Raw genomic sequence first — 2,664 nt, forward strand, 5'->3', positions numbered from 1 at the left:
GCTCAGTGTTGTCACTATATCGCACACGAGTGTCGTTTCGCCCTCGTTATACAATCGAACGTTACGAGGTACTCTCGACGTATGGCTCGCGTGGAATTCGTACACCCACTACAATTGTTAGATTGTCGTCATTCTATAAAGAAATTTCTCCACCAATAGATGTTACCAAACAACATGGTTAGACAGTCACTATAACACGACTATAACCGAGCAAACTGAACATGGGGACGAGGGTGCGAGGTAGGAGACTACTTAACGCGTCCTGACTTAGGCACCCGGTGTATACGCACGCGGGCTGTTCTCGAGCGTTTCGAGGTACTCGACGACCGAACAGGACCGATCCCCGTTATGGCAGGGGTAAACACCCATTAACTCCTCATCATCATCGTAGACCGCGAGACAGAGTGTCGGGAGAGAAACCACGTCGTAGTGCTCGTCCGCAATCGAAGACACGATGGTCCGCTCGTCGAATGTAGCCTGGAGCGAGACATCGTTCTCCGCCGCCCACTCTCTGAACTCGTGGATGTACTCGAGCAGTTCACTCCCATACTCTGTGTTCGCGAGAGGTCCGTTGGACCGTAGTTCGCGTCCCCATACGCGGACATCGTAGTCATCGATGTATCCCGCGTCAGCGAGTTCTGTTAGCTTCTCGACTGCCGCTTCCTTCATGCGTTCCACACCGACTTCGGCGTCGGCACGGAGGAATAACTTCACGTGGTTCGGTTCATCTGTTCTCGTGGTCATGACGGGTGCTGCCAGTCGACGTAACTGGGATTGCTAGTACAACGAACTACCCAAAAACTCTTTGCACGCTCACATATCCTGTAAGTAGTTATCACATAACTATATCTTTTGCGTGAATAGTTAGTACTTGGCACTGTATACAGTGTGAATCACTTCGGGTCACATTAAGGGAAATCAGAGGTTCCCACATCCAGCAAATTGTAGAACGGTTTGCGAGACCTCGACGTACTCGGTCTATTCCGCCTGTAGAATATAGCACCTGACCGTTCCCGCCTGTAGAATATAGCACCTGACCGTTCGTGAAATTACTCCACATGGTCCGGTGCCGAGTCGACGAGTACGACGGCCTCGCCCTCGATAACGGCTTCACCATCGGCGTTCGTAACCGTCGTCGACAGGCGGAAACGGTCCTCAGCCAGCGCCTCAACGACTTCGACTTCGGCAGTGAGCCGAGAGCCGATTTGCACAGGATTCAGGAACCGCATGTCCTGAGAGAGATAGACAGTAACGCCGGGAAGGCGAGCCAGGGCCGCGCTGATGAGTCCCGAAACAAGAGTTCCGTGGACAATGCGACCGCCGAATCGAGTCCCTTCTGCGAACGTTTCGTCAAGGTGGAGTCGATTCGTGTCGCCGCTCACCTTCGCGAACGCACGGACATCCTCGTCGGAGATTGTCTTCGAGAAGGTGACGGTGTCACCTGGATTGATGTTCTCAGAGGCGTCGACAGTCCTCGTCTCCGTCCAGTCCGAGTCGTCGTAGGCAACGCTCTCTACGCTCGGCTCCAGTTCGACCTCGCCGCTCTGGTCACCATCACTGAGACCTAAGGCTGCGAGTGTCGCTCGATTCGCCTCAAGGACGCTGTTCGCGAGGTGGCCAGAGGCGCGAAGCCATGCTGAAGTCAGTTGTTGCATCCCCGTCGATGAGGAGGGTGTCTTTCGGTTCGTGGCGGTGTTCTCACGAGTCATCTTATAAGGTCGTTACTGCGGCTCTGCACCCGCCCAACTTATGTACTTCGGTATGTGTTCACAATCGTCTACTGAGTGCCAGGCAGGGGATTTTTGCCGGCTTCTACACCATACGATACCATCTGATACCACTAAATGGTGTCGAAGGGAACATATATGTTACTGCAGGTACAACACCGAGTTAGGAGATGACGAACGACTCAAACGATGCGAGGTGGCCGCCGGCGCTGTTCGCATCACAGATGCAGAAAGCCAGCGAAGAGTTCACCCAACAACAACTCCGTCTGTTCGAACAACTGATGACAGCGGGTACGGGTGTTTCAGACAGCCGTTCGATGGGTGACTTCCCCGACCTCGGATCGATGAGTCTCCAAACCGCGGTCTTCAAAACGCGCGTGCAGAGTGGGGGGCGCATCAGCATCCCCGACGCTGAGCGCGATGCCCTCGACATCGAGGAAGGAGACCTCGTTCAGGCGTTCGTCGTCCCAATCAAACAATCACGTGGTGATTCAAATGAGTGAACAAGCCAACCCATTCACGCAGTTCTTCCAGTTACAGCGTCGCTCCATCGAGCAGAGTCAGCGGAGCATGCACCAAGGTATCGAGTTCCAAAAGCAGGTAACGCGCATGATGGTCGATGGTATGAAGGCCCAACAGTCAGTTAGCCGGAAGGGAACTGACTTCGCTCGGACCGCGGTCAAGTCATACTTCGAGATGATGGACTCGTCGGTGCCGGGAGACAACCGGATGTACGCGGACGTGAAGGACGCGATGGACGAGCAGTTCGACAGTATCGACGAGATGACCGAACAGACCTGGGATGTCATGGAAGAAAGCTTCGAGGAGAACGCAGACGCCATGGACGAAATCATGGAGCAGTCCCTGGAATACCTAGACGACGCGACTGAGGTTTACCTCGAAGGCCTACAGGAGATAGAGGAGACCTCTGCACAGG

4 protein-coding genes are annotated in these 2,664 nt (G+C 54.3%); 2 read left to right on the forward strand and 2 right to left on the reverse strand.

Features of this window, described 5'->3' with window-relative positions; genetic code table 11:
• Positions 1 to 267 precede the first annotated feature (267 nt).
• Both QT222_RS02895 and QT222_RS02900 read right to left on the reverse strand, forming a co-directional pair.
• On the reverse strand, positions 268 to 744 hold the full coding sequence (locus QT222_RS02895; protein ID WP_491476249.1) for an HTH domain-containing protein: 477 nt from the start codon (positions 742 to 744) through the stop codon (positions 268 to 270).
• 305 nt (positions 745 to 1,049) lie between these two features.
• Positions 1,050 to 1,709 carry a MaoC family dehydratase gene (locus QT222_RS02900; protein WP_014732690.1) on the reverse strand — a complete coding sequence of 220 codons (660 nt, stop codon included), beginning with the start codon at positions 1,707 to 1,709 and terminating at the stop codon, positions 1,050 to 1,052.
• Between the two features lie 188 nt (positions 1,710 to 1,897).
• Here QT222_RS02900 and QT222_RS02905 point away from each other — a divergent pair, with 188 nt between their 5' ends.
• Entirely contained in the window at positions 1,898 to 2,230 is a 333-nt protein-coding gene (locus QT222_RS02905) for an AbrB/MazE/SpoVT family DNA-binding domain-containing protein (protein ID WP_491476250.1), read from the forward strand.
• The coding region (phaP, locus tag QT222_RS02910; RefSeq protein ID WP_491476251.1) for a PHA granule structural protein PhaP at positions 2,223 to 2,664 on the forward strand (442 nt) is incomplete at its 3' end. The genes QT222_RS02905 and phaP, both read left to right, overlap by 8 nt.

The sequence above is a fragment of the Haloferax sp. s1 genome (assembly GCF_058382125.1).